Origin of the sequence: Streptomyces apocyni (assembly GCF_009739465.1) — a bacterium.
GTDB lineage: Bacteria > Actinomycetota > Actinomycetes > Streptomycetales > Streptomycetaceae > Streptomyces > Streptomyces apocyni.
Window position 1 is genome coordinate 170,073 of record NZ_WHOM01000033.1, and the last position, 26,496, is coordinate 196,568.

23 protein-coding genes and 1 pseudogene are annotated in these 26,496 nt (G+C 71.6%); 5 read left to right on the plus strand and 19 right to left on the minus strand.

From position 1 onward, the window contains the following. Positions 1-116: 116 nt before the first annotated feature. On the plus strand, positions 117-1,409 hold the full coding sequence (locus tag GCN81_RS01360) for a serine/threonine-protein kinase (RefSeq protein ID WP_156721530.1): 1,293 nt from the start codon (positions 117-119) through the stop codon (positions 1,407-1,409). Between the two features lie 16 nt (positions 1,410-1,425). Here GCN81_RS01360 and GCN81_RS01365 read toward each other — a convergent pair whose 3' ends face one another. The 8 genes from GCN81_RS01365 to GCN81_RS01400 form a co-directional block, all read right to left on the minus strand. Beyond that, the gene (locus GCN81_RS01365; RefSeq protein WP_156721531.1) at positions 1,426-2,244 is read right to left on the minus strand and encodes a TrmH family RNA methyltransferase; all 819 of its coding nucleotides are present in this window, start codon (positions 2,242-2,244) and stop codon (positions 1,426-1,428) included. 103 nt (positions 2,245-2,347) lie between these two features. After that, positions 2,348-3,574 carry a uroporphyrinogen-III C-methyltransferase gene (cobA, locus tag GCN81_RS01370; protein ID WP_156721532.1) on the minus strand — a complete coding sequence of 409 codons (1,227 nt, stop codon included), beginning with the start codon at positions 3,572-3,574 and terminating at the stop codon, positions 2,348-2,350. 268 nt (positions 3,575-3,842) lie between these two features. Beyond that, positions 3,843-7,601, minus strand: a complete 3,759-nt coding sequence (gene cobT / locus GCN81_RS01375; RefSeq protein ID WP_156721742.1) for a nicotinate-nucleotide--dimethylbenzimidazole phosphoribosyltransferase — start codon at positions 7,599-7,601, stop codon at positions 3,843-3,845. 415 nt (positions 7,602-8,016) lie between these two features. Then, complete coding sequence (cbiE, locus tag GCN81_RS01380; RefSeq protein WP_156721533.1) at positions 8,017-9,228, minus strand: precorrin-6y C5,15-methyltransferase (decarboxylating) subunit CbiE; 1,212 nt, start codon at positions 9,226-9,228, stop codon at positions 8,017-8,019. A gap of 142 nt (positions 9,229-9,370) precedes the next feature. Further along, positions 9,371-10,054, minus strand: coding sequence for a GNAT family N-acetyltransferase (locus GCN81_RS01385; protein WP_156721534.1), 684 nt, complete (start codon positions 10,052-10,054; stop codon positions 9,371-9,373). Between the two features lie 133 nt (positions 10,055-10,187). Then, positions 10,188-11,009: a MetQ/NlpA family ABC transporter substrate-binding protein gene (locus GCN81_RS01390; RefSeq protein WP_156721535.1), complete on the minus strand. Its 822-nt coding sequence runs from the start codon at positions 11,007-11,009 to the stop codon at positions 10,188-10,190. Between the two features lie 55 nt (positions 11,010-11,064). Then, positions 11,065-11,832 (minus strand): methionine ABC transporter permease, encoded by a 768-nt coding sequence (locus GCN81_RS01395; RefSeq protein WP_156721536.1) that lies wholly within the window; start codon positions 11,830-11,832, stop codon positions 11,065-11,067. Then, the gene (locus tag GCN81_RS01400; protein WP_156721537.1) at positions 11,829-12,950 is read right to left on the minus strand and encodes a methionine ABC transporter ATP-binding protein; all 1,122 of its coding nucleotides are present in this window, start codon (positions 12,948-12,950) and stop codon (positions 11,829-11,831) included. The genes GCN81_RS01395 and GCN81_RS01400 overlap by 4 nt, the downstream gene beginning before the upstream one ends. Before the next feature lie 390 nt (positions 12,951-13,340). On the opposite strand from GCN81_RS01400, the gene GCN81_RS01405 reads away from it, so the two are divergent. Both GCN81_RS01405 and GCN81_RS01410 read left to right on the plus strand, forming a co-directional pair. Continuing rightward, entirely contained in the window at positions 13,341-13,700 is a 360-nt protein-coding gene (locus GCN81_RS01405; RefSeq protein ID WP_156721538.1) for a hypothetical protein, read from the plus strand. A 1-nt stretch (position 13,701) separates the two neighbouring features. Continuing rightward, positions 13,702-14,148, plus strand: coding sequence for a hypothetical protein (locus GCN81_RS01410; protein WP_156721539.1), 447 nt, complete (start codon positions 13,702-13,704; stop codon positions 14,146-14,148). Here the strand turns inward: GCN81_RS01410 and GCN81_RS01415 are convergent. From GCN81_RS01415 to GCN81_RS01425, 3 genes are all read right to left on the minus strand, one after another. Beyond that, positions 14,066-14,581, minus strand: coding sequence for a GNAT family N-acetyltransferase (locus tag GCN81_RS01415; RefSeq protein WP_156721540.1), 516 nt, complete (start codon positions 14,579-14,581; stop codon positions 14,066-14,068). The two genes, GCN81_RS01410 and GCN81_RS01415, sit on opposite strands and share 83 nt — an antisense overlap. Before the next feature lie 17 nt (positions 14,582-14,598). Further along, positions 14,599-15,141: an RNA polymerase sigma factor gene (locus tag GCN81_RS01420; protein ID WP_156721541.1), complete on the minus strand. Its 543-nt coding sequence runs from the start codon at positions 15,139-15,141 to the stop codon at positions 14,599-14,601. Between the two features lie 74 nt (positions 15,142-15,215). Beyond that, on the minus strand, positions 15,216-16,391 hold the full coding sequence (locus GCN81_RS01425; protein WP_156721542.1) for a glycerophosphodiester phosphodiesterase: 1,176 nt from the start codon (positions 16,389-16,391) through the stop codon (positions 15,216-15,218). 171 nt (positions 16,392-16,562) lie between these two features. Here GCN81_RS01425 and GCN81_RS01430 point away from each other — a divergent pair. Beyond that, a pseudogene (locus tag GCN81_RS01430) lies at positions 16,563-17,276 on the plus strand (lysophospholipid acyltransferase family protein). 57 nt (positions 17,277-17,333) lie between these two features. Here the strand turns inward: GCN81_RS01430 and GCN81_RS01435 are convergent. The 5 genes from GCN81_RS01435 to GCN81_RS01455 form a co-directional block, all read right to left on the minus strand. Beyond that, complete coding sequence (locus GCN81_RS01435; RefSeq protein WP_156721544.1) at positions 17,334-18,878, minus strand: MFS transporter; 1,545 nt, start codon at positions 18,876-18,878, stop codon at positions 17,334-17,336. Next, entirely contained in the window at positions 18,875-19,426 is a 552-nt protein-coding gene (locus GCN81_RS01440) for a TetR/AcrR family transcriptional regulator (protein ID WP_231626292.1), read from the minus strand. The genes GCN81_RS01435 and GCN81_RS01440 overlap by 4 nt, the downstream gene beginning before the upstream one ends. A 122-nt stretch (positions 19,427-19,548) precedes the next feature. After that, the gene (gene argH, locus GCN81_RS01445; RefSeq protein ID WP_156721545.1) at positions 19,549-20,976 is read right to left on the minus strand and encodes an argininosuccinate lyase; all 1,428 of its coding nucleotides are present in this window, start codon (positions 20,974-20,976) and stop codon (positions 19,549-19,551) included. Positions 20,977-21,098: 122 nt separating this feature from the next. Then, positions 21,099-22,292 carry an argininosuccinate synthase gene (locus GCN81_RS01450; protein WP_156721546.1) on the minus strand — a complete coding sequence of 398 codons (1,194 nt, stop codon included), beginning with the start codon at positions 22,290-22,292 and terminating at the stop codon, positions 21,099-21,101. Positions 22,293-22,411: 119 nt separating this feature from the next. Beyond that, on the minus strand, positions 22,412-23,083 hold the full coding sequence (locus tag GCN81_RS01455) for an FkbM family methyltransferase (protein WP_197287433.1): 672 nt from the start codon (positions 23,081-23,083) through the stop codon (positions 22,412-22,414). Between the two features lie 111 nt (positions 23,084-23,194). Here GCN81_RS01455 and GCN81_RS01460 point away from each other — a divergent pair, with 111 nt between their 5' ends. Next, on the plus strand, positions 23,195-23,779 hold the full coding sequence (locus GCN81_RS01460; protein ID WP_156721548.1) for a pyridoxamine 5'-phosphate oxidase family protein: 585 nt from the start codon (positions 23,195-23,197) through the stop codon (positions 23,777-23,779). A 20-nt stretch (positions 23,780-23,799) separates the two neighbouring features. Here GCN81_RS01460 and GCN81_RS01465 read toward each other — a convergent pair whose 3' ends face one another. Genes GCN81_RS01465 through argB form a run of 3 tightly spaced genes read right to left on the minus strand, consistent with a single transcriptional unit; the run spans position 23,800 to position 26,496 of the window. Then, positions 23,800-24,333, minus strand: a complete 534-nt coding sequence (locus GCN81_RS01465; protein ID WP_156721549.1) for an arginine repressor — start codon at positions 24,331-24,333, stop codon at positions 23,800-23,802. 7 nt (positions 24,334-24,340) lie between these two features. Then, positions 24,341-25,549: an acetylornithine transaminase gene (locus tag GCN81_RS01470; protein WP_156721550.1), complete on the minus strand. Its 1,209-nt coding sequence runs from the start codon at positions 25,547-25,549 to the stop codon at positions 24,341-24,343. Continuing rightward, a complete protein-coding gene (gene argB, locus GCN81_RS01475) occupies positions 25,546-26,496 on the minus strand; it encodes an acetylglutamate kinase (protein WP_156721551.1) in 951 nt (316 codons plus the stop codon). The genes GCN81_RS01470 and argB overlap by 4 nt, the downstream gene beginning before the upstream one ends.

Here is a 26,496-nt window from a genome sequence, read left to right on the forward strand (position 1 = left end):
TCTCCCACCGGGCACTGACAATCGACGGGTCCGCGAAGGCGCGGCCTCTGCGCGCGCACGGGCGGGGAAACGTAAGCTGTGGCTCGGTCAATCGGACAGGCAGCCAGGCAGCGGGGATGGACATGGCGATGATGCGGCTCCGGCGCGAGGACCCGCGTGTCGTCGGCTCGTTCAGGCTGCACCGGCGCCTCGGCGCGGGCGGCATGGGTGTGGTCTTTCTGGGCTCCGACCGCCGTGGCCAGCGCGTCGCCCTCAAGGTGATCCGGCCGGATCTGGCGGAGGACCAGGAGTTCCGCTCGCGCTTCGCCCGCGAGGTGTCGGCAGCACGACGGATCAGGGGCGGGTGTACGGCCCGGCTCGTCGCCGCCGACCTGGAGGCGGACCGGCCGTGGTTCGCGACGCAGTACGTACCGGGGCCCTCGCTGCACGACAAGGTCGCCGAGGAAGGGCCGCTGACGGCGGCCGAGGTCGCCGCGGTGGGCTCGGCGCTCGCCGAGGGCCTGGTCGCCGTCCACGAGGCCGGGGTGGTGCACCGGGACCTCAAGCCGTCCAACATCCTGCTGTCGCCCAAGGGCCCGCGGATCATCGACTTCGGTATCGCCTGGGCGACGGGCGCGTCCACGCTGACCCATGTGGGTACGGCGGTGGGCTCGCCGGGGTTCCTGGCGCCGGAGCAGGTGCGGGGAGCCGCGGTCACGCCCGCCACCGACGTGTTCTCGCTGGGGGCCACGCTGGCGTACGCCGCGATGGGCGACTCGCCGTTCGGGCACGGCAGCTCCGAGGTCATGCTGTATCGGGTGGTGCATGAGGAGGCGCAGCTGCACGGCGTGCCGGACGCGCTGGCTCCGCTGGTGCGGGCCTGTCTGGCGAAGGACCCTCAGGAGCGTCCCAGTACGCTCCAACTCTCGCTGCGCCTCAAGGAGATCGCCGCGCGTGAGGCCCACGGCCTCACCGACACCCGCCCCCCGGTCCAGCGCCGCGAGGCGGACCGGCCGTCCGGGCAGCATGCCGAGGCGTACGGCGAGCGGCGCACCCTGCGCCACACCCAGTCCGCTCCCCCGCAGTCCCGGCCGGAAGCGTCCCGCCCGGGGACGAGTCCAGGTCGGCGGCCGCCCGCTCCCCGCGGCGGCACCCGCCCAGGAGACCGGGCCGCGCCCCGCAGCGGTACGGGCCGACAGGGCCCGCGGACGACGGGGACCGGGCGTCGGGTACCCGCCAACCCGCGGCTGCTGCGCCAGCGGCTGGTCGTGTTCGTCGTGGTGACGCTGCTGGTGGCCCTGGGGATCGCGGCGGCCCAGGGCTGCCAGGGACCCGCCCAGGGGCTGCGGCAGCAGATTTCGGGACACTCCGCCACGGATGGCGACGTACAGGCGTCGCGGGGCAGCGAAGATCGGGGAGACGCCCCCTAGGGGGTGGGTCCGCGGGTCAGAGCTGGGGGCGGCCCGCGGTGACCGCGTAGAAGGCGACCGCCGCGGCCGCTCCCACGTTCAGGGAGTCGACGCCGTGGGCCATCGGGATACGCACCCATTCGTCCGCGGCGACCAGCGCGCGGGTGGACAGGCCGTCGCCTTCGGCGCCGAGCATCAGGGCGATGCGGTCCCGGCGATGCGGAGCGGCTTCGTCGAGGGTCGCGGCCTTCTCGTCCGGGGTGAGCGCGAGGAGGTCGAAGCCCGCCTCCCGTACCGTCTCCAGGCTCCTGGGCCAGGACTCAAGCCGGGCGTACGGGACCGAGAAGACCGCGCCCATCGACACCTTGACGGAACGACGGTAGAGCGGGTCCGCGCAGTCCGGCGAGAGCAGCACGGCGTCCAGGCCGAGTGCGGCCGCGCTGCGGAAGATGGCACCGATGTTGGTGTGGTCGTTGACCGACTCCATGATGACCACGCGGCGGGTCGTGGTCAGGAGTTCCTCGGCCGCCGGGAGGGGTTTGCGCTGCATGGAGGCGAGTGCGCCCCGGTGTACGTGGTAGCCGGTGACCTGCTCGGCGAGCTCGGGGCTGACCGCGTACACGGGGGCCGGGACCTCGTCGATGACGTCGCGCATCACGTCGACCCACTTGGCCGAGAGCAGCATCGAGCGCATCTCGTAACCGGCGAGTTTGGCCCGTCTGATGACCTTCTCGCCCTCGGCGATGAAGAGGCCCTCGGCGGGCTCGCGCCGACGGCGCAGTTCGACGTCGGTCAGTCCGGTGTAGTCGCGCAGGCGCGGGTCGTCGGGGTCGTCGATGGTGATGAGATCAGCCACAGGGTGATACTGCCTTGTCCGGAGTGTGGTGCCAACGGCTGCGCACGGATTGTGTTACCGGTGGTTACCAGGGTCTGCTGCCGGGGTCTGCTACCCGGTTCTGTTACCGGGGCCCTACCGTGACGACCTCGCCGATCACGATGACCGCGGGCGGACGGACCTCCTCGGCCGTGACGACCTCACCGACCGTGGCGAGCGTGGCGTCCACCCGGCGCTGGGCAGCCGTGGTGCCCTCCTGGACGAGGGCGACCGGCGTCTCAGGCGCCCGGCCGCCGTCGATGAGCGCCTGCGCGATCGCGCCGATCTTGTCGACGCCCATCAGGATGACGAGGGTGCCGCGCAGTGCGGCGAGGGCCGCCCAGTTGACGAGTGAGCGCTCGTCGTCCGGCGCGACATGGCCGCTGACGACCGTGAACTCATGGGCGACGCCCCGGTGGGTGACCGGGATTCCGGCCGCGCCCGGAACGGAGATCGAGCTGGAGATGCCGGGCACGACGGTGCACGGAATGCCGACCTCGGCGAGCGCCTGCGCCTCCTCCATGCCACGGCCGAAGACGAAGGGGTCGCCGCCCTTGAGGCGGACCACGGCCTTGCCCGCCTTGGCGTGCTCGATCAGCGCGTTGTTGATGGCCTCCTGGGCCATGAAGCGGCCGTACGGGATCTTCGCGGCGTCGATCACCTCGACGTGCGGCGGGAGCTCGTCGAGCAGGTCGCGCGGGCCGAGCCGGTCGGCGATGACGACGTCGGCCTCGGCGAGCAGCCGACGGCCGCGGATCGTGATCAGGTCGGGGTCGCCGGGGCCGCCGCCGACCAGCGCGACGCCCTGGGCGCGGCTGCGGTGCTGCGGGGCGACCACGGTCCCGTCCCGCAGGCCCTCGACCACCGCGTCCCGGATGGCGGCGGTACGGCGCGGGTCGGGGGTGCCGTCCGTGAGGACCGCGACCGTGACGCCTTCGGAGCGGCCGGTGGCCGGGGTCCAGGCGGTGGCGGCGGTGGCGTCGTCGGAGCGTACACACCAGATGCGGCGGTGCTCCGCCTCCGCGCTGGCGGCCTCGTTGGCCGCGTGGTCGCTGCTGGCGATCAGCGCGTACCAGGCGTCCGCGAGGTCGCCCGCGGCGTACGGGCGCCGGAGCCAGGTGATCTCGCCGGTGTCGGCCATGGCCTCGACCGACGCGGTGGCGGAGGGCGAGACGAGGACGACGTCGGCACCGGCCGCGAGCAGCGTGGGCAGGCGACGCTGGGCGACCTGGCCGCCGCCGATGACGACGACGCGCCGTCCGGTCAGGCGCAGTCCGACGGGGTAGGCGGGGTGGTCGACGTGCTCGGCCATGGCTGTGCGGCTCCTGAGGGCGGGGCGGGTGGGCCGCTGCGACGGTGGAGCGGCTGGTGGGGTGCCGGTTTCGGGGTGCGGGTCCACGATACGGCGCGGGTGGGGGTGGGGCCATGGCCGTGGCCGGGGTCGGGCCTAGGCCGGGGCTGCGGGGAGCGGCGGCGGCTGGGGGGTGGGGGGGTACGCCGCGCGGGCCGGTCTGGTGGGTCCGGACCCGCGCGGCTGCGTGCCTGCCTCTTTCCTGCTTCTGTTCTGTGCTGCTTCTTGGCTACTTCTCCGTGACGCCTGCCGAGTCGAACGTCGCCACCTCGTGCATCGCCCGCGCCGCGCTCTGCACCACCGGGAGGGCCAGCAGCGCGCCGGTGCCCTCGCCGAGGCGAAGGTCCAGGTCGACCAGCGGACGCAGTCCCAGCTTGTTGAGGGCCGCGACATGGCCGGGCTCCGCGCTGCGGTGGCCCGCGATACAAGCGGCCAGGACCTCGGGGGCGATCGCCCGGGCCACCAGGGCGGCGGCTCCCGCGCTGACACCGTCCAGGATCACCGGCGTACGCAGCGAGGCGCCGCCGAGAAGCAGGCCGACGATCGCGGCGTGCTCCAGGCCGCCGATGGCCGCCAGGACGCCGATCGGGTCCGCCGGGTCGGGCTGGTGGAGCTCCAGGGCCCGGCGTACGACGTCGGTCTTGCGGGCGAGCGTCTCGTCGTTGATGCCGGTGCCGCGGCCGGTGACCTCAGCCGGGTCAGCGCCCGTGTAAACAGCGATCAGGGCGGCCGACGCGGTGGTGTTGGCGATGCCCATCTCACCGGTGAGCAGCGCCTTGTTCCCGGCGGCCACCAGGTCGCGGGCGGTGTCGATGCCCACCTCGATGGCGGCCCTGACCTCCTCGCGGGTGAGCGCGGGGCCGGTGGTCATGTCCGCCGTACCGGCCCTGACCTTGCGGGGCAGCAGGCCCGGTGTGGCGGGGAGGTCGGAGGCAACGCCCACGTCGATGACGCAGACCTCCGCGCCGACCTGGTTGGCGAAGGCGTTGCAGACCGCGCCGCCGCCGAGGAAGTTGGCGACCATCTGGCCGGTCACCTCCTGCGGCCAGGGGGTGACGCCCTGGGCGTGCACACCGTGGTCGCCCGCGAAGATCGCGACGGCCGCGGGCTCCGGGATCGGCGGCGGGCACTTCCGGGACAGACCGCTGAGCTGCGCGGAGATGATCTCCAGCATGCCGAGCGCACCGGCCGGTTTGGTCATCCGCTTCTGCCGCTCCCAGGCCTCGCCGAGCGCTTTGGCGTCCAGCGGGCGGATGTTGGAGATGGTCTCGGCGAGCAGGTCGTGCGGCTCCTCACCGGGGAGCGCGCGGCGGCCGTACGTCTCCTCGTGGACGACCCAGGACAGCGGGCGGCGCTTGGACCACCCGGCCTGCATCAGCTCCGGCTCCTCGGGGAACTCGTCGACGTATCCGACGCAGAGGTACGCCACGACCTCCAGGTGGTCCGGCAGGCCCAGCTCGCGGACCATCTCCCGCTCGTCGAAGAAGCTGACCCAGCCGACGCCGAGGCCTTCGGCGCGGGCGGCGAGCCAGAGGTTCTCAACGGCGAGTGCCGAGGAATAAGGGGCCATCTGCGGCTGAGTGTGGCGGCCAAGGGTGTGGCGGCCGCCCCGGGTGGCGTCGGCGGTGACGACGATGTTCACCGGGGTGTCGAGGATGGCCTCGATCTTCAGTTCCTTGAACTGCTTGGCGCGGCCCTTGGGGAGGGACTTGGCGTACGCCTCGCGCTGGCGGGTGGCCAGTTCGTGCATCGCGCGCCGGGTCTCGGCGGAGCGGATGACGACGAAGTCCCAGGGCTGTGAGTGGCCGACGCTGGGGGCGGTGTGGGCCGCCTCCAGGACGCGGAGCAGCACCTCGTGCGGGATGGGGTCGCCGCGGAAGCCGTTGCGGATGTCCCGGCGCTCGCGCATGACGCGCAGGACGGCGGCGCGTTCGGCGTCGTCGTAGCCGGGGGCGGCGGCGGTGGGGGCGCCGGAGGTAGCGGGAGCGCCGAGCAGCTCCGGGCCTTCGGGGAGCTCCGGGTCGTGCGGGGTGGGCGCTTCGGCGTACGGTACGGCTGGTTCCGCGCCGCTCACGGCGACGTCGGGGGTGGCGGGGGTGGCGGGGGCGGCGACCTCGGCGGCTGGCGGGGTCGGCGCGGGCTCCGCGAGGGCGTCGGGGGCGGGTTGCGCGGCGGGCGGTTCGTCCTCGGCGGCCGGGGCGGGCACGGCGACGGGCACCGGGGCCTGCGCGTCGGCTACGGGCGCGGCGACGTCGGGCACGGCAGCATCGGACTCCGAAGCGGCCGCCTCCAGACCGGGTGCGGGGGCCTCCTCCTCAGCGCCAGGCGCGACCGGAGCCTCCGCGTGCGCGCCGAGCGCGACGGCAGCCTGTGCCACGGGGGCGGGGGTGGGGGCGACCACGGGCTGCGGGTCGGTGGCGGCCGCGGCCCCGCCAGACGGGGCAGCCGTCTCCGCGTCGGTGGTCGGCGCGGCGTCCGGCCGCGCCTCGGCGCCGGGCATGACGGCCGACGGCCCGTCAACGTCAGGACCGGAAACAACCGGCACCCCAGCATCCGGTCCGGCGACGAACTGCTCGGCAGCGTCGGGACCAGAAACAGCCTGGGGCCCGGGGGCCGGTACGGCGACGGGCTGCTCGGCAGCGCCCTGCATGGCGACCGGTCCGTCCGCGTCCGGCGCGGTGACCGGCTGGACGTCGGCGGCAGAGTCGGCGGCGGCCGGTACGGCGATGGGCTGCTGCCCGTCGGTAACGAGCACGGCGCCCTGCCCATCGGTCGCGCCGGGCATGACAGCCGACGGCCCCTCTACGTCAGGGCCGGAAACATCCGGCACGCCAGCGGCCGGTACGGCGACGGCGACAGGATGCTCGTCAGCGCCCGGCGCGACGGCCGACTGGCCGTCAGCCTCCGGGCCGGAAACAGCCTGTGGCGCGGTGGCGGGTGCGGCAGCGGGCTGCTGTGCGTCGGTGCCCTGCGCGTGCGCGGCGGGCACGGTGGTCGGCTGGGCGTCAGCGTCCGCGGCCAGTTCGCCCGCGCCCGCTTCCGCGTCGGCGGCCGGGGGCGCCACCGGCGCGGGCATCGCGTGGGGCGGGGTCGGGGCCAGGTGCGGGGTGGACGGTACCTGGCCTTCGACCGGGACGAACTGCCCGACGGGCGGCGGCACGGCAGCCGTAGCGGGAGAGGGGGCCGCTGTGTCAGCGGGGGCCTGAGGGACGACCGTTTCTTCAGGCCGTACGTCTGCGCTCTGCGGCTGCGGCGTCCATGGGGTCGCCCCTTGCGGCGGGACTCCCCCCTGCTGCTGGCCAGCCAGCGAGCCATGGTCGCCCGGGACGTCGAGGTACTCCGGGCCCGAGGTGGGCGGGCCGTGTCGCCGCGCTGGCGCGCTCGGTGACGGCGTACCGGCCGGACCACGGTCGGCGAGCGAGCGCACCGGGCTTGCCACGGCGCCAGGCGCGGGCGGCCCCAGGTGCAGCGGGCGCCGCGAGGGCGTGGCCTGCGGCGGCGCCGCGGGATCGGGGTAGGCCTCCGGAGTCGGCGAGGGGCTGGGCACGCGTACCGCTCCGAGGTCGATCGCACCGCTGTCGCGGCCCGCCATCTCGTGCGGCCCGGGCTCATGCGCGAGCGGCGGCACCGCAGCCTGCTCCTGCGCCATCGCATCCGGCTCCTGCGCGTCCTGCGCCATCACCGGCTCGGGCGCCACCGCCACGGCACCGGCCTCAGGCGACGGCACCTGCACGGGCGCCTGCCCCACCGGCTGAGCCGTCATCGGCTGACCTGGCTGACCTGGCTGACCCGGCTGGCCTGGCTGCCCCAGCTGGCCCTCGGTCCACGCCCCCTGCGCACTCGGCATGAGCAGCAGGTCATCGTCGTCCACAGCGGTCTCCGCGGGGTCGAGGAAGGTGTACGCACCCGGGGCGGGAGCTCCCGGCTGCTCCACCGTGCCCGCGTCCTGAGGCAGTCCCTCGCCCGGGACCTGGCCGGTGTCGGTCATGCGTACCCCTCGCCCATTGGTCATGCTCTCCTTCGGCCGGCTCGCCCGGGGCAGCACATGACCACCCATAGACAAGAACGAGCGTGCGCGCCGCGCGGCACGAACGACCCATCGACAAAACGACAAAGCGCAAAAACGCCAAAGCCATTGTCGCGGCCGCACCCACCACTGTGACGGCAGATCCGTCACAGTCCGCTGTGGACTGCGCCACGTCGCGCGTCCTACCGGTCCCCCGCAGTACCACAGACGCCCCAAACCGGGCGCACCCTCCGGACATTGACGGATAAACCGACGAACATCCTGGCGCAGTACAACGATCGGCCAGCCTACCGCGCGCCGCGCGGCACCATGGTCACGGGGCGCCCGCCCCAGGGCCTGTCCGGCGGATCAGGTCGTAGGGTCCGCCGGGCAGGCCCTAGCGTGCCCCCCGTGCCTCCAGTTGCCCGGAGAGCAGGAAGGCGACCGCGCGCTCGCGCTCGGTCCAGGCGCGGGTGTCCAGTTCCACGGACTGCAACAGGGCGCACTCGACGGCGTATCCGTGCTCGGTGAGGTCCCGGCCGATCAGTTCGGCCTGGTCGCGGGTGGCGGCGTGGGTCACGATCCGCGCGGGCCTGCGATCGGCGACCGCGGAGACAACGGGTGCTCCCCCGCCCCCGACCCGTACGACATCGGGCTCCGGGAGGTCTTCCAGGACGAGCGGGGCGGTGCCGTGCAGGATCTGCGGCTGTACCCCGAAGCGGCGGGCGACGGCCGCGGTGCGGCCGCAGGCGTCGGCGTCGCGGTCGACGGCGATCACGGCGGCGCCGAGCCGGGCGGCCTCGACGGAGAGTGCGCCGCTGCCGCAGCCGATGTCCCAGACCAGGTCACCGACCCGCGGGCCGAGCCGCGCCAGTTGGGCCGCGCGCAGCTGGTGGCCCTCGCCCTCGGCGAGCTCACCCCCGTACTCGGTGGCGGGCAGCCCCCAGCCTCGGGGACGGGTGGCGGGATCGCGGCCCGCGAGCCAGCCGGTCTCGGCGGTGGCCGGGCTGCCGCCGATGACGATGACGACGTTCGGGTCGCGCCAGCCACGGTCGGCGACCTTCTCCGATGTGAGGACGGTGACCTGCTCCCGGGCGGTGCCCAGCTCCTCGCAGATGACGAAGGTGCGGTGCACGCCTTCGAGGAGCAGGGCCAGTTCGGCGGGACCCGCGCCAGGCGAGGTGAGGACGGCGACCTTCGGGTGGGCCCGGCAGACGTTGACCGCACGGCGCAGGGTGCGCGGGTGGGCGACGACGACCTGGGCGTCGTCCCAGGGCATGGAGGCGCGGGCGAAGGCCTGCGCGACGGCGGAGACGGCGGGGACCACCTCGACCTCAAGGCCGTGCTCGGGGGCCCGCAGGGCGCGGACGACGCCGAAGAAGCCGGGGTCCCCGTCCGCGAAGACCACGGCGGTGCCCCGGTGGGCGGCGATTCTCCGGGCGGCCAGCGTGACGCTGCCAAGCCGGACCTGTTCGGCGCCCGCGGGTACTCCGGGGAGCGCGAGGTGGTGCGGTGCGCCGGCCACGAGTGTGGCGGCGCTGAGGGCGGAGCGGGCCGCGTCGGTCAGTGGCGAGCCGTCCCAGCCGATCACCGTGACCCGGTCGGTCATCGTTGTCAGTCTCCTGGAGGTTCTCGGACGGGGTTGTCGTTCAGGTCAGCACGTCAGCACGTCAGCTCAGCAGGTCAGCGGTGATCCCCGGCGGGGCTACGTGAGCGTACCCCTCCCGCATCACCCGAAGTCCTCGGGGAGATCAGTTCCACTCGGAGAAGGCGGTGTAGCCGGAGGCGTCGGCGAGCTGCTCGGTGACGCCGTCCAGGTCCTCGGGCAGCAGGCTCCAGACGATCAGGTCGGTACGCACGTCACGCCAGCCGCCGTCGCCGCCACCACCATCCCCGTCGACGCCGTCGCCGTCATCGAGTCGGGTGCGCGCTATCCAGGCGCCGCGCAGCACACCTTCGCTGACGCAGCCGATCTTCTGCGCGACCTGCTGGGCGGCGGTGTTGTCCGCGGCGGTCCGCAGCTCCAGGCGCTCGAACCGCTGGTCCCGGAACAACCACTGGGCGACAGCGACGGCGGCCTCCGACGCATAGCCCTCGCCACGGGCCCAGGGAGCGACGAGGTAAGCCATCTCCGTGGCGCGTACCCGCCAGTCGGTGTGCTGGAGGTGCACGACGCCGACCAGTCGCTGGGTGAGGAACTCAGTAACCGCGAAAACGATCCCTCGGCCCTCCGTACGCTCCGCTGGTGCGAGCCGGGTGATCCACTCCCGCGCGTCCGCTTCGGTATACGGCTGGGGGACGGCGGTCCAGGAGGTGATCAGTTCGTCGTTCATCATCGCGGTGCAGGCCTGAATGTCCGCCTCCTCGAACGGGCGCAGCACCAGCCGCTCCGTGCTGATGGAGATGTCCGGGAACACCAGGTGGGCCGTCTGCATCGCGCCGCTCCGTCACTACAGGCTGCTGAAGTGCCCCAGCATGCAGCATCGGAGCGGGCAACCGCACCACGGGGCCCGCGCCTTGGCGGGCGCGGGCCCCGTGGTAAGCGACGATCCGTCAGGAAACGACCCGTCAGAAGGCGGGGATGACAGAGCCGTCGTCGAACTCCTTCTCTATGTACTTCTTGACCTCGGGCGACTGGAGCAGCTTGACCAGCTTCTTGACCTTCGGGTCGTCCTCGTTGCCCTTCTTGACGGCCAGGAAGTTGGCGTACGGGTTGCCCTTGGCGGCCTCCTGGACCAGGGCGTCCTTGGCCGGGTTGAGCTTGGCCTCCACCGCGTAGTTGCCGTTGATCACCGCGGCGTCCACGTCACCGAGGGAGCGCGGCAGTTGAGCCGCCTTGAGCTCCTTGAACTTCAGGCCCTTGGGGTTCTCGACGATGTCCTTGAGGGTGGCGTCGTTGCCCGCGCCGTCCTTCAGCTTGATGACACCGTTGGCGTCGAGCAGCTTGAGGGCGCGCGCCTCGTTGGTGGTGTCGTTCGGGACGGCGACGGTCGCGCCCTTGGCGAGCGCGTCCAGCTTGTCGATCTTCTCCGAGTAGAAGCCGAGCGGCTCCAGGTGGACGTCGCCCACCGGCACGATGTCGGTGTTGTTCTTCTTGTTGAAGTCGTCCAGGTAGGGCTTGTGCTGGAAGTAGTTGGCGCCGACCGAGCCGTCCTGGGTCGCCGTGTTCGGCAGGACGTAGTCGGTGAACTCCCTGACCTCCAGCTTGAGGTTCTCCTTGGCCGCCAGGTTGTCCCTGACGTACTCGAGGATCTTGCCGTGCGGGGTCGGGCTGGCGGCGACGACGAGGGTGTCGCCGCCGGTTCCGGAGTCCGCGCCGCAGGCGGTGAGGCCGAGAGTGAGGGCTCCGGCGGCCAGGACAGCGCTGGTGATCTTGACGGTATTACGCACGAAAAGTGCCTTTCTCCATGGGTGGTGCCACCCGGGTTACGGGTGTCGGTGCGGGTCAGGAAGCCTTTGAGGGTTCGGCCGCTGGTTCGGCGGCCGGGACGGTAACCGAACCAGCGGCCGGAGCGGCGGCGCGCAGCAGGCGCAGCCTGGGGACGGTGGAGCCGCGGCCGCGGCGGGAGAGCGAGCGGGCCGCGTAGTCCCCGGCGAACTGGATGACGGAGATGACGACCGCCAGGATGCCCACGGTGATCCACATCAGGCCGGACTCGAAGCGCTCGTAGCCGTAGCGGATCGCGATGTCGCCGAGGCCGCCGGCGCCGACGGTTCCGGCCATCGCCGAGTAGCCGATGAGGACGACGACGGTGGTGGTGGCGCTGGAGATCAGCGAGGGCAGCGACTCGGGGACGAGGACCTTGCGGACGACGGTCCAGGTGTTGCCGCCCATGGCCTGTACGGCCTCGACGAGTCCGTGGTCCACCTCGCGTACGGCGGTCTCGACCAGCCGCGCGAAGAACGGGATGGCGCCGATGGACAGCGGCACGATCGCCGCCTCGACCCCGATGGTGGTGCCGGTGATCCAGCGGGTGAAGGACATCAGCGCGACCATCAGGATGATGAAGGGCATCGAGCGCGCGACGTTCACGATCTGGCCCAGCACCTTGTTGAGCACGGTGTTCTGGAGCAGCCCGCCGCGGTCGGTGAGGACCAGCAGCACGCCGAGCGGGAGACCGCCGACGACGGCTATCAGGGTCGAGACGCCGACCATGTACAGGGTGTCCCAGCTTGCCTGCTCCAGGAGCGGCTGCATCTCCGACCAGGTCACTTGGCACCTTCCTTGACCAGCTGGGACTCGGCGGCCGCGGACCCGGCGGCCGGGCGGCCAGCCACGTCCACCTGAAGCCCCTGCTCACGCAGGAAGCCGATGGGGACGACGTTGTCCTCGAACCGTCCGGGCAGTTCGATGCGCATCCGTCCGACCTGCTTGCCGCCGACGGTGTCCATCGCGGCGCCGAGGATCGAGATGTCGATGTTGTACGTACGGGACAGCTGGGAGATCACCGGCTGGGCCGCGGTATCGCCGTGGAAGGTGATGTCGACGACGGTACGGTCATCGCCTGACGCTTCTCCGCTGACCGGGAAGAGCGCCGTGGCCAGCTCGGAGCCGGGCGTGGCGAGCAGGTCGTCCAGGGTGCCGGACTCGACGATCCGGCCGCGCTCCATCAGGGCGGCGGAGTCGCAGATCTGCTTGACGACGTCCATCTCGTGCGTGATGAGCAGGACGGTCAGGCCGAGCTCCCGGTTGAGGTCGCGCAGCAGCTGAAGGATCGAGCGGGTCGTCTCGGGGTCCAGGGCGCTGGTGGCCTCGTCGGAGAGCAGCACCTTGGGGTCTCCGGCCAGGGCGCGGGCGATGCCGACGCGCTGCTTCTGGCCGCCGGAGAGCTGGCTCGGGTAGCTGCCCGCCTTGTCGGCGAGGCCGACCAGGTCGAGGAGTTCGAGCGCCTTCCGGGTCCGCTCACGGCCCTGGACTCCGAGGATCTCCAGGGGGAGCTCGACGTTGTCCCGCACGGTGCGCGAGGACAGCAGGTTGAAGTGCTGGAAGACCATGCCGATGCGGCTGCGGGCGGCGCGGAGCCGCTGGCCCGCGCGGGGGCCACGGCCGCCGCCGAGCGCGGTGAGGTCCAGGCCGTCCACGGTCACGGTGCCGGATGTGGGGCGTTCCAGGAGGTTGACGCAGCGGATGAGCGAGGACTTTCCGGCGCCGCTCTGGCCGATGACTCCGTACACCTCGCCTTCGCGCACATGGAGGTCGACGCCGTCCAGGGCGACGACGTCGCGGCCGCGCGAGCGGTCACGGTAGACCTTCGTCAGGCCCGTAGTGGTGATCACAGGGTTTCCGTCACTGTCGAGTGCGGGGCGAGATCGTCGCCGGGCACGGGGCATTCGTGGTTGCTTCGTGGTTGCGTAGCTTCGAGGTCCACACGCGGCACGGGTTGTCACAGGCGGTCGAGCCTGGGGGCAACGCATGCGCGGGGCAGGCCGGATCCGGGCCGCTCAGGGCGTACGGACGGGGCTCAGCTGGCTCGCTTTGGGGCGCGAGGCTGGCGCGGCAGGGGCCCTCAGAAGGCGCACATTCGACACATACGGCGAGCACCGGGCGTCATGGTCGCCTCGGTCGCAAGGGTGCGGCTGCTCGTCGTGGTCATGGGCCCAGTAAAACAGACGGCGGCGTCGGACCCTCCCACCTGTCCGTATAGCGGACAATCCTGTCCACCCTGAGGACATCGAAGGGGTGCGCGCAGCGGGCTTTTCGTCCCGTAATAGGCTCGCGGCATGCTTGCTGCCCTGACGATCGCGACCGCCGTGTCCGCGCTCGTGCTCGCCGCGTGGTGCGGCTACGCCGCCTACCGCGATCAGCCGACCAAGGACCGGCACTTCGTCGGCATGGCCGCGGTGACCCTGCTGGCCGTGGCCCAGCTGGTGGTCGGGATCGTGCAGTTGGCGCGGGGCGAGAAGCCGGAGCAGGGGGCCACGCTGTTCGTGTCGTATCTGGTCGGTTCGGCCCTGTGTATTCCGGCCGCGGGCTTCCTGTCGCTGGCCGAGCGCACCCGCTGGGGTTCGGTGACCGTCGCCGCGGGCGCGTTCGTGCTGGCCGTACTCGAGGTCCGGCTGTACGACATCTGGAGAGGCTGAGATGACCGGGCAGCGCACCGAGGGCGGGCAACCGACGGACACCCGGCTGATCAGCGGCCCTGGGCTGGTGCTGGTCTGGCTGTACGGCGTGATGGTGGTCGGCGCCGTCTCGCGCTCGATCTACCAGATCTCGGCCGACTACGAGCGGGCCCCGCTGGCGTACACGCTGTCGGCTGTCGCCGCCGTGGTGTACGCCTTCATCACGTACACGCTCGTACGCGGCGGGGAGACGGCCCGCAAGGCGGCGCTGGTGTGCTGCGCCGCCGAGCTGGTGGGCGTGGTGGTGGTGGGCGCCTGGACGGTGCTCGCTCCCGACGCCTTCCCGGACGCCACGGTCTGGTCGCGGTTCGGGATGGGCTATCTGTTCATCCCGGTACTGCTGCCGGTGACGGCGGTGTACTGGCTGCGGCGTCCTTCGCCAGGGTCACCAGCGTCATCCGGGCACTGACCTGCTCGGTGGAGACCGGCAGATAGCCGTGCTTGCGGTACAGCTGGAGGTTGTTCTCGCTGCGGTGGCCGGTGAAGAGCTGGAAGTGCTTGACGCCGCCCGCGGCACCGAGCCGCTCCTCCACCGCGTTGAGCAGCCGCCCACCGAGGCCGTGCCGCTGCATCCTCGGGTGGACGACCAGCTTGTTGACCCGGGCCGTACCGTCGGCGTCCACCGTGCCGCGTACCGAGGCCACCACCTCGTCACCGAGTCGGGCCACCAGGACGCATCCGACGGCCAGTTCCGCCGTGAGGGAGGCGAGCGACTGGGTGAGCGGTTCGATGGTGTAGTCGCCGTAGAGCTCCGCCTCGCTCTGGTAGCAGAGGTACTGCAGTTTCAGTATCTGCTCGGCGTCCTGCTCGGTCGCCGCAGAGATGGTCACACTCATGCCCATGTGCGTATGCCTCCCGCTCACCTGTCCGCCGGTTGCCTCCTGAGCACCTTTCCCCTTGCTCCAGGTGCCGCAACCTCCGCCGCGAGCATTCTGCGCAGGCATCCCAGGCACCGGGAACGTTCTGGCCCCAAAGACCCCTGTGAGATACCCAACTCCCCTGCGATCTCCCGGTAGGTCAGGTCCTTCGATGACAGCAGCGCGTCCAGCAGGCCTGGGCAGCGGCCGGGCAGTCTGCGCACGGCCGCGCGCACGGCGCGGCAGCGCTCGGCCGTCAGGGCGGCGCGCTCCGGGCCGCCGTCCGGTGCCGGGGGCTCGGTCGCGTACGGCTGCTCGTGGCGGGCCCTGCGGCGGGCGCGGCGTGATTCCGCGCGTACGGCGTGCCGCAGCCAGCGGGCGGGGTCGGGCGGTGGGTGTGCGGCGTCCAGCCGCTCCAGGAGGCGTAGCCACACCGCCTGTTCGAGGTCGGCGGGTTCGGTGCCGGAGCCGAGTGCCTCGGCGGCCGCTTCGGCGGCGAGGAGCGGGCGCAGCGCGCCTACCAGGTCTGATGCGTCGGTCTTCATGCCCGGCGGGACGCGGCCGACCCGGCGGGCGGTTGCCGGGTCGGCCGCGTCTCACTCGTGCGGGCGTGCGGTGATCAGTCCTTGACGAAGTCGGCGGCCGCGAGCAGCGCCGTGTCCGGGTTGTCGGTGAAGATCCCGTCGATGCCCGTCTCGAAGTACCGCTTCAGGGCGCCGAAGGCGTCTCCGTAGGCGTTCGGGTCGGTGCCGCGCCGGAACTCGGTCGGCAGGAAGCGGTTCTCGTTGCGCAGGGTGTACGGGTGCAGCACCAGGTTCTTCGCGTGCGCGTCCGGGACCAGGGTGGTCGGGCTGCCCAGGCTGCCGTCGGCGTTCTTGGGGATGATCAGGTCGACCAGCGGGCCGATGCCCTGGGCGAAGGACGCGATCCACTTCAGTCCCTCGGGCGTGACCAGGTCGGCGACCGTGCGCGGGTCGCCCGCCTCGACGAAGTCCCACGGCCTGTCGTCCGGTGTCCACAGCAGCACTACGCGGGGTGTGTGGACCAGCCGCGCCATCCGCTGCATGCTGCTGGGCTCGAAGGACTGCAGGAACGTGGGCGAGTGCTTGCCGTGCCGTCCGTAGCGGCGCAGCAGCCGGGCGAGACGTTCCTCCAGGCCGAGGCCGATGCCGCGGAAGTAGCTGGGGTGCTTGGTCTCGACGTGCAGCCACACCTTGTGGCCGCGCCGCCTGCCCTGCTCGTCCGCCCAGCGCAGCACCTCCTCGAAGCTGGGCACCGTCCAGCGCCCGTCGTAGAGGGTGTTGCGCTGCCGGATGCCGGGGATACGTTCCACGGCGCGCAGCGTCTTGAGCTCGGCGAGCGTGAAGTCCTCGGTGAACCAGCCGGTGAGCTCGACCCCGTCGACCGTCTTGGTCACCTTCCGGTCGGCGAACTCCGGGTGGTCCGCGACGTCCGTGGTGTCGGTGATGGCGTTCTCGTGGCGGCACACGAGGTGGCCGTCCTTGGTCGGTACCAGGTCCTGCTCGATGACGTGCGCGCCCATGTCCAGCGCCAGGTCGTACGCGCCGAAGGTGTGCTCGGGGCGGTAGCCACTGGCGCCGCGGTGTGCCACCACCGCCGGGACCGGAAGGTGCCGGTAGCCGCCGCGGGGCCCCCGCCCCTCGCCGGCGGCTCTCGCCGTGCCGGACAGGCCCAGGGTGGCTCCCCCGGCACCGAGGGCCGCGGCCGCTCCCAGTACCGCGCGCCGCCCCAGGCTTGTGCCCGGCTGCTGCTCCGTCGTCCTGCCCTGCGTCATAGGGGTCCTTCCCATTCAAGGTCCGGTCAAGGCGAGGCCCTGATGCTAGGGGCCTACGCCTGTTGTAGGGGAGACTCTTGGACGAACGTGGCGCCAACACACGTCAACACTGCGTATCCATCTTGTGAACCCGATGTGCAATCCGCACGGACCCGCGAGTATCGTCCTCACCTGCACAGACCTCACCCTCACCCCTTGACACCGGAGGACTAGTTGTCCCGCTTTGCGTTCATCAAGGCAGTGCTCGGACCGGTCATGCGCCTGATGTTCCGCCCACGCGTGGAGGGCGCCGAGAACATCCCGGGCTTCGGGCCCGTGATCCTCGCGGGCAACCATCTGACGTTCATCGACTCGATGATCCTGCCGCTGGTCTGTGACCGGCAGGTGCTGTTCATCGGCAAGGACGAGTACGTCACGGGCAAGGGCGTCAAGGGGCGGCTGATGGCCTGGTTCTTCACCGGAGTCGGCATGATCCCGGTGGACCGGGACGGCGCGAACGGCGGGGTCGCGGCGCTGATGACCGGGCGCCGGGTGCTGGAGGAGGGCCAGGTCTTCGGTATCTACCCGGAGGGCACCCGCTCCCCTGACGGCCGCCTCTACCGGGGCCGTACCGGCATCGCCCGGCTCACTCTGATGACGGGGGCGCCGGTGGTGCCGTTCGCGATGATCGGCACGGACAAGCTGCAGCCCGGTGGCGCGGGGTTCCCCCGGCCCGGGCGGGTGACGGTCCGCTTCGGTGAGCCGATGGAGTTCTCGCGCTACGACGGCATGGGCCGCGACCGCTATGTGCTGCGGGCGGTGACCGACTCGGTGATGACCGAGGTCATGGAGCTGTCGGGCCAGGAGTACGTGGACATGTACGCCACGAAGGCCAAGGCGGCGTAGCGCTCGCCGCCCTTGGGGCCTGTCTTCGCACCTTGGCCGGGGTGCGAAGACAGGCCCTTACGGGTGCTCGACGCCCTCTTCGAGGCGCTGGCCGCGTAGCAGGAACCAGGCGGCGACGGCGGTGGCGAAGAGCACCGCCGCGCCCACCCCGGCCGCCGCCTCGAACCCCTGCGTGAAGGCGTCCCGGGCCGCCGCGAGCAGGGCCGCGCTCTGCTCCGTCGGCAGGCTGGCGGCCGTCTCGACCGCCCCGCCGAGGGATTCCCTGGCCGCGTCCGCCGCGGCGGCGGGCACCCCGTCGGGTGTGGCGAAGCCCCGGTAGGTGCCGGTGACGATCGAGCCGAGCACCGCGATACCGAGCGCCGCGCCCAGTTCGTACGCCGTCTCGGAGACCGCGGACGCGGCTCCCGCCTGCTCCTTGGGGACGCTGGAGAGGATGACGTCCGCCGTCACGGTGAAGGCGAGCCCGGCCCCCGCGCCGCCGATGAACAGGGCCACGACCAGCGACGGCACCGCGGTCTCCGCGTCCAGCGCCGTACACGCGGCGAGCGCCAGGCCGACCGCGGTGAGGCCGCCCGAGATGGCGATCCGCACCGACGTCCGGCGGGCCAGCACTCCGGCCGTGAGGCCGAGTACCACCGCGCCCACGGCCGCGGGCAGTTCGATCAGCCCGGCTTCCAGGGGTGAGCGGCCCTGGACCAGTTGCAGGAACTGGGAGAGGAAGAAGACCAGACCGGACAGGCCGAGGATGGTCAGCAGGTCGGCGAGGACCGCGCCGGAGAAGCCCCGGTGCTTGAACAGCCGCATGTCGAGCAGCGGCGAGGGCAGCGTGAGCTGTCGCCGGGCGAACCAGACCAGCGCGCCGGTCCCGACGGCGGCGGCGACCGCGATGTCCCAGCGGAAGCCGTGCACGGCCGCCTCCTTCACGGCGTACACGACGGAGACCATGCCGACCAGTGAGAGGCCGACGCTGAGCAGGTCCCAGGGGCCGGGCGCCGGGTTACGCGACTCGGGCAGCAGCTTGACGCCCACGACGACCAGCACGGCCATCACCGGCAGGTTGATCAGAAAGACCGAGCCCCACCAGAAGTGCTCCAGCAGAAAGCCGCCCATGACCGGCCCGACGGCCGCGCCCGCGGACGCCGCCGCACCCCAGATGCCGACGGCGAGGCTGCGCTCCCTGGGGTCGTGGAAGATGTTGCGGATCAGCGCCAGGGTGGACGGCATCAGCGTCGCGCCCGCCACACCGAGCAGCGCTCGCGCGGCGATCATCATCTCGGGGCTGGTGGCGTAGGCGTTGAGCACCGAGACGGCGCCGAACGCGACCGAGCCGATGAGCAGCAGCTTCTTGCGGCCGATACGGTCGCCGAGGCTGCCCATGGACACCAGCAGACCGGCGATGACGAACGAGTAGACGTCACCGATCCACAGCAGCTGGGTGCCGGACGGCTTCAGGTCCTCGCTGAGGAACGGGGTGGCCAGGCCCAGTACGGTCGCGTCGACCGCGACCAGCAGGACGGCCAGGACGAGCACGGCGAGCGCGAGCCAGCGCCCGGGATGCCGACCGCTGTGCGTGTCCGCTACCCGCTGCTCTGCGCTCGTCATCGCTCCACGCTCCGCCGTACTCCGCCGAGCAGCAACTCGACGATCATGTATGAGAAGTCCTTCGCCGCGAGGCGGCCGTCCTGCACCGACCAGGCGCCGGCGCCGATCAGCCCGTACAGGGCCTCGGTCAGCCAGGCCGGGGACAGGTCGATACGGAACTCGCCCGCCTCCTGCCCGCGCCGGAACAGCACCGCGAACCGTTCGTCGATCCGCGCCCAGCCCTGGTGCTGCTGCTCGCCTTCGAAGAGCTGGTTCTCGGTGACCAGGAAGGCCAGGAACCCGGCGACCGGCTGCACCTCGACGACCAGCCGCCTCACGGCGTCGGACGCGGCGCCCTCGTCGAGCCGGGCGCGGTCCAGGGCCTCCTCCAGCTGGCGCAGGCCCAGCTCCTCCAGCGCCTTCACCAGCGCGTCCCGCCCGGCGAACTGCCGGTGCAGCGTGGCCCGGCTGATCCCGGCCGCCTTGGCCACCTCGTCCATGGTGGCGGTGGCTTTGCGGGTCAGCAGGTCAGCGGCGGAGCGCAGTACGTGTTCACGATCAACAGCCATGAGACAACAGTAACGCATGTGAGACATCATTGTCTCATCCGCTGAGGGTGCGCGGACACACGTCGGGGCCCGGCCGCCCTGACGGCGACCGGGCCCCGAGAACCCCGATAACGACGTACGCGCTACTTCTTGGCGTCCGCCCAGGCCCGCTGGACCCCCAGGTCCCGCTTGACCTCGGCCAGTTGGACGGCGACCGCCGAGGGAGCGGTGCCGCCGCGGCCACTGCGGGAGGCGAGGGCGCCCGGCACGTTGAGGACCGTGCGCACCTCGGGCGTCAGATGGGCGGAGATCTTGGCGAACTGCTCGTCGGTAAGCTGGTCGAGCTCGATGCCGCGCTGCTCGCACTCCTTGACGCACTCGCCCGCGACCTCGTGCGCGACCCGGAACGGCACGCCCTGCTTGACCAGCCACTCGGCGATATCGGTGGCCAGCGAGAAGCCCGCCGGAGCCAGCTCCTCCATCCGCTCACGGTGGACGGTCAGCGTGGCCATCATGCCGGTGAAGGCGGGCAGCAGGATCTCCAGCTGGTCACAGGAGTCAAAGACCGGCTCCTTGTCCTCCTGGAGGTCGCGGTTGTACGCGAGCGGCAGCGCCTTCAGCGTCGCGAGGAGGCCGGTCAGATTGCCGATCAGCCGCCCCGACTTGCCCCGGGCCAGCTCGGCGATGTCCGGGTTCTTCTTCTGCGGCATGATCGAGGAGCCGGTGGAGAAGGCGTCGTGCAGGGTGACGAAGGAGAACTCCTTCGTATTCCAGAGAATGACCTCCTCCGCGATCCGCGAGAGGTTCACGCCGATCATCGCGGTGATGAAGGCGAACTCCGCGACGAAGTCACGCGACGCGGTGCCGTCGATGGAGTTGCCCGCGCTCCCGTGCTCGAAGCCCAGGTCCTTGGCGACCGCCTCCGGGTCCAGGCCGAGCGAGGACCCGGCGAGCGCGCCGGAGCCGTACGGGGACACGGCCGTGCGGGCGTCCCACTGGCGCAGCCGCTCGGCGTCCCGGGACAGCGACTGCACATGAGCCAGCACATGGTGCGCGAAGAGTACGGGCTGCGCGTGCTGGAGGTGCGTACGGCCGGGCATGGCGACGTCCGGGTGCGCCTCGGCGAGGCCGACCAGGGCCTCCTGGAGATCGGTGAGCAGCGACCCGACGATCCGGCCGTGATCCCGCAGGTACATCCGGAACAGGGTGGCGACCTGGTCGTTGCGGGAGCGTCCCGCCCGCAGCTTGCCGCCGAGGTCGGCGCCGAGCCGCTCCAGCAGGCCGCGCTCCAGGGCCGTGTGCACGTCCTCATCGGCGATGGTGCCGACGAACGAGCCGTCCGCGACGTCCGCTTCGAGCTGGTCGAGCCCGGCCAGCATGCGCGTCAGCTCGTCGGCCGTGAGCAGGCCAGCCTTGTGCAGCACGCGCGCGTGGGCGCGGGAGCCGGCGATGTCGTACGGGGCCAGTCGCCAGTCGAAGTGGACGGACGCCGACAGCTTGGCCAGGGCCTCGGCGGGACCGTCGGCGAAACGGCCGCCCCAGAGGCGGACATCGCCGGTGTTGCTGCTCACGGTTGCTCCTCAAGGGGGTGGATGTGCGGCCGCCTCCCCGCCGTGTGCGGCCGGGGAGGCGGCTGTCGTACTGCGCTCAGTCGTACCGCGTTCAGTCGTACCGCGCTCAGGGGTGAGGCTACTCAGCCCAGGTCGCGCTTGGCCGCGATCTTCGACGACAGGCCGAAGAGCTCGATGAAGCCCTGCGCCTTGGACTGGTCGAAGGTGTCGCCCGAGTCGTAGGTGGCGAGGTTGAAGTCGTACAGCGACTCATCGGACTTCCGGCCGGTGACCACGGCGCGGCCGCCGTGCAGCGTCATCCGGATGTCGCCGGTGACGTGCTGGTTGGCCTCGGCGATGAAGCCGTCCAGGGCCCGCTTGAGCGGCGAGAACCACAGGCCGTCGTAGACCAGTTCGCCCCAGCGCTGCTCGACCTGCCGCTTGTAGCGGGCCAGTTCACGCTCGACGGTGACGTTCTCCAGCTCCTGGTGGGCGGTGATCAGCGCGATGGCGCCCGGAGCCTCGTAGATCTCCCGGGACTTGATGCCCACCAGCCGGTCCTCGACCATGTCGATCCGGCCGATGCCCTGGGCACCCGCCCGCTCGTTGAGCTGCTGGATCGCCTGGAGCACCGTGACGGGCCTGCCGTCGATGGCGACCGGGACGCCCGCCTTGAAGGAGACGATCACCTCGTCGGCCTCGCGCGGCGTGGCCGGGTTCTGGGTGTACTCGTAGACGTCCTCGATCGGGCCGTTCCAGATGTCCTCCAGGAAGCCGGTCTCCACGGCCCGCCCGAAGACGTTCTGGTCGATGGAGTACGGCGACTTCTTGGTCGTCGCGATCGGGAGGTTCTTCTCCTCGCAGAAGGCGATCGCCTTGTCCCGGGTCATGGCGTAGTCACGGACCGGGGCGATGCACTTCAGCTCGGGGGCGAGGGCGACGATTCCGGCCTCGAAGCGCACCTGGTCGTTGCCCTTGCCGGTGCAGCCGTGGGCGACGGTGTCGGCGCCGTGCTTCTTGGCGGCGGCCACCAGGTGCTTGACGATGGTCGGCCGCGAGAGGGCGGAGACCAGCGGGTAGCGGTCCATGTAGAGGGCGTTGGCCTGGATTGCCGGGAGGCAGTACTCGTCGGCGAACTCGTCCTTGGCGTCGGCGACTTCGGCCTCGACCGCACCGCAGGCGAGCGCGCGCTTACGAATGACGTCCAGGTCCTCGCCGCCCTGGCCGACATCCACGGCGACGGCGATGACCTCGGCGCCCGTCTCCTCGGCGATCCAGCCGATGGCGACGGAGGTGTCCAGGCCGCCCGAGTAGGCGAGTACGACGCGCTCGGTCACGGGTTTCTCCTTACGATGCATTCACTGTCGTGCATGAGTATGCAGGAGGCCGCATGATTCGTCAACGCGAGTCGCGATGAGGTGTCGCGCCAGGTAGTGGGCGGTGGGACGGAGCCCCCTCAGCGCGGCAGGAGCAGCAGGGTGCGCTCGCCGCCGGGACCCGGCGGCACGCCGTCGACGCGGTGGATGTCCAGGTCGAGGGCGCGGTAGCGGCCCAGCACCTCGTCGGGGTCAGCGCCTCCGGCCACGATGGACGCCGGGGCGAACTCGGTGATCACGGCGGGCCGTTGGAAGCGGATGACGCGTTCCATGCCGCGCATCACCCGGTGCTCGGCGCCCGCGGCGTCGATCCTGACCAGCGTGATGCCGGGGACGCCCGCCAGGAGGTCGTCCAGCCGCATCGCGGGGACCCGTACCAGCCCGCCATCTAGCCCGCCATCTAGCCCGCCATCTAGCCTCCCGCCGAGCCGGAGACCGACGGCTCCGTTGCGGTCGAGCGCGGCCACGGCCGGTGCGGCATACGTGCCCGGGGCATGGCGCTCCAGGTGGGCCGCGAGCAGCCAGTGGCGGCGCGGCTCCGGCTCGACCGCGATGACATGACCGCTGGCCCCGGTCAGCCGGGCCCCGAGCACCGCGTGGTGTCCGGTCCTGGCGCCCACATCGACGAAGGTGTCGCCGGGCCGCAGATGGCCGCGGAGCATCGCCGCGATCTCCGGCGCGATCACCGCGGCAGGCGCCTGGTATGCCACGGTGGCGTCGGCCGCTCCGTACTCGACTGTTCCCATCGACATCCGCTGCCCCTTCCCCTCAGCGAGGCGGACCGATTCCCCCAGCATCGTGCAACCCGGGGGACCCGTACTCGGGCCCCGATCGAGCCGGGGTCCAGTGAGATGATCAGCGCTATGGGAAAAGTGCATGAACGTATAGACGACAGGCTCCGCACCTTCATCGAGGCCCAGCCCATCTTCTTCACCGGGACCGCGCCGCTCTCCGGCGACGGCACGGTGAACCTCTCCCCCAAAGGCCTCACCGACTCACTGGCGGTCATCGACGACCGGACAGTGGCCTATCTGGACTTCGCCGGGAGCAACGCCGAGACCATCGCCCACCTCCGTGAGAACGGCCGGATCACGCTGATGTGGTGCGCCTTCCAGGGACCGCCCAACATCGTGCGGGTACACGGCCACGGCGAGCCCGTGTTCCGCGACGACCCGCGCTTCACCGAGCTGCTCGGTCACTTCACGGGCATCGACCCAAGCCCGCACGGACTGCGCGCGATCATCGTCGTGACGGCCGAACTGATCCGCGACAGCTGCGGGTACGCGGTCCCCTATATGGCGTACGACGAGGACCGCGACCTGCACGCCAAGCGCTTCGCGCGCGAGGACGACGCCTCGCTGTCCGCGTACTTCGCGAAGAGGGACATCGCGAGGAGCATCGACGGCATGCCGGGGCTGCCGCTCCCGCTGCCACCCAGCAGCTTCTGACGTGTCTGAGTAACCGAAGCTCAGCGTTCGTTCTGGGCCAGGCGCAGCAGATGGTCGGCCAGCGCCTGGCCACCCGCTGGGTCACGGCTGATCAGCATCAGCGTGTCGTCGCCCGCGATCGTGCCGAGGATGGCCCGGAGTTCGGCCTGGTCGATGGCCGAGGCCAGGAACTGGGCCGCGCCCGGTGGCGTACGCAGCACCACCAGGTTCGCGGACGCCTCGGCGGAGATCAGCAGCTCGGCCGAGAGCCGCCGCATCCGCTCCTCCTTCGCCGACTCCCCCAGCGGGGCCTGCGGGGTGCGGAAGCCGCCCTCGCTGGGCACCGCGTAGATCAGCTCACCACCGGTGTTGCGGATCTTCACGGCGCCCAGTTCGTCCAGGTCACGGGAGAGTGTCGCCTGGGTGACGGAGAGCCCGTCGTCCGCGAGCAGCTTCGCCAACTGGCTCTGGGAGCGCACCGGTTGCCGGTTGAGGATGTCCACGATCCGGCGGTGTCGGGCGGTGCGGGTCTGCGGGACCGCTGGCCCGCCCGGTTCGTTCTCCTGCAGGCTCATCGTCGTCTCATTCTGTGGGTCGTCCGTCCCCGTCGGCCTGGTGGGCCCCGTCCAGGACGCCGGGCAGTGCCTGGAGGAACGCGTCCACCGCGTCGTCCCCGATGGTCAGGGCCGGCATCAGCCGGACCACATCCGGGGCCGGCGCGTTCACCAGCAGCCCTGCGTCCTGAGCCGCCTGCTGCACGCGGTGCGCCAGCGGCTCGGTGAGCACGATACCCAGCAGCAGCCCGGCGCCTCGGACATGGTCGATCAGAGGGTGGCCGGAACCCTCGATTCCGCCCCGGAGCTTCTCGCCCGTGCGCTTGACCTGGTCGAGCAGTCCGTCCGCGGCGATCGTGTCGAGTACGGCCAGACCGGCGGCGCACGCCACCGGGTTCCCGCCGAAGGTGGTGCCGTGCTGGCCGGGCCGCACCAGGTCGGCCGCCGCGCCGAAGGCGACGACCGCGCCGATCGGGAGTCCGCCGCCGAGGCCCTTGGCCAGGGTGATCACATCCGGCTCGACGCCCTCTTCGGCCTGGTACGCGAACCAGTGGCCGGTGCGCCCGATGCCGGTCTGCACCTCGTCGAGTGCCAGCAGGGTGCCGGTGGCGGCGGTGATCTCCCTGGCCGCCCGGAGGTAGCCGGGCGGCGGTACAACGACGCCGTTCTCGCCCTGGATCGGCTCGATCAGGACGAACGCGGTCTGTTCGGTGACGGCCGCTCGCAGCGCCTCGACATCGCCGTACGGCACATGTGTGACGTCGCCGGGCAGCGGCTGGAAGGGGCCCTGCTTGGCGGGCTGGCCGGTGAGCGCGAGCGCGCCCATGGTGCGGCCGTGGAAGCCGCCGTCGGTCGCGACCATGTGGCTGCGCCCGGTCAGCCGCCCCAGCTTGAAGACGGCTTCGGACGCCTCCGTACCGGAGTTGCAGAAGAAGACCCGGCCGGGGCGGCCCGCGTGCTGGAGCAGCCGCTCGGCGAGGTCGACGGGCGGCTCCGCCATGAACAGGTTGGAGACATGGCCGAGGGTGGCGACCTGGTCGCTGACCGCGCGGACGACGGCGGGGTGCGCGTGCCCGAGCGCGTTCACGGCGATGCCGCCGACGAAGTCCAGGTACTCGATGCCGTCCGCGTCCCACACCTTGGCGCCCTCGCCGCGCACCAGCGCCAGCTTCGGGGTGCCGTAGTTGTCCATGAGCGCGCCCTGCCAGCGCTGTGTGAGCTCGTCGTTGCTGGTCATGATGCTCCCCCTTGGTCTTCGTCGTGGCCGCCGCTGTCGCGGTCGCCGCTGTCGTCGTCGGCGCCGTCGGGCACGACCATGGTGCCCACACCGTCATCCGTGAAGATCTCCAGCAGGATCGAGTGCTGGACCCGGCCGTCGATCACGCGGGCGGTGTGCACACCGTTGCGTACGGCGTGCAGACAGCCCTCCATCTTCGGCACCATGCCACTGGCCAGATCGGGCAGCAGCTTCTCCAGCTCGGCCGCGGTCAGCTTGCTGATCACGTCGTCGCTGTGCGGCCAGTCCTCGTACAGGCCCTCCACGTCGGTGAGGACCATCAGCGTCTCGGCGTTCAGCGCGGCGGCCAGTGCGGCGGCCGCGGTGTCGGCGTTGACGTTGTAGACGTGGTCGTCGTCGGCGGACCGCGCGATGGACGACACGACCGGGATACGGCCGTCCGCCAGCAGCGCCTCGATCGCGCCGGTGTCGGTCCCGGTGATCTCCCCGACCCGGCCGATGTCCACCAACTCGCCCTCGATCCGGGGCTGGTGCTTGGTCGCGGTGAGGGTGTGCGCGTCCTCACCGGTGAGGCCGACGGCCAGCGGGCCGTGCCGGTTCAGTAGTCCGACCAGTTCACGCTGGACCTGTCCGGCGAGCACCATCCGTACGACGTCCATGGCCTCGGGCGTCGTGACCCGCAGCCCGGCCTTGAACTCGGAGACCAGACCGTGCCGGTCGAGCTGCTTGCTGATCTGCGGGCCGCCGCCGTGCACCACGACGGGCTTGAGCCCGGCGTGGTGCAGGAAGACGACGTCCTGGGCGAAGGCGGCCTTCAGCTGCTCGTCGACCATGGCGTTGCCGCCGAACTTGATCACGACGGTCTTGCCCTGGTGGCGGGTCAGCCAGGGCAGCGCCTCGATGAGGATCTGCGCCTTGGGCAGTGCGGTGTGCTGACGAGTGCTCAT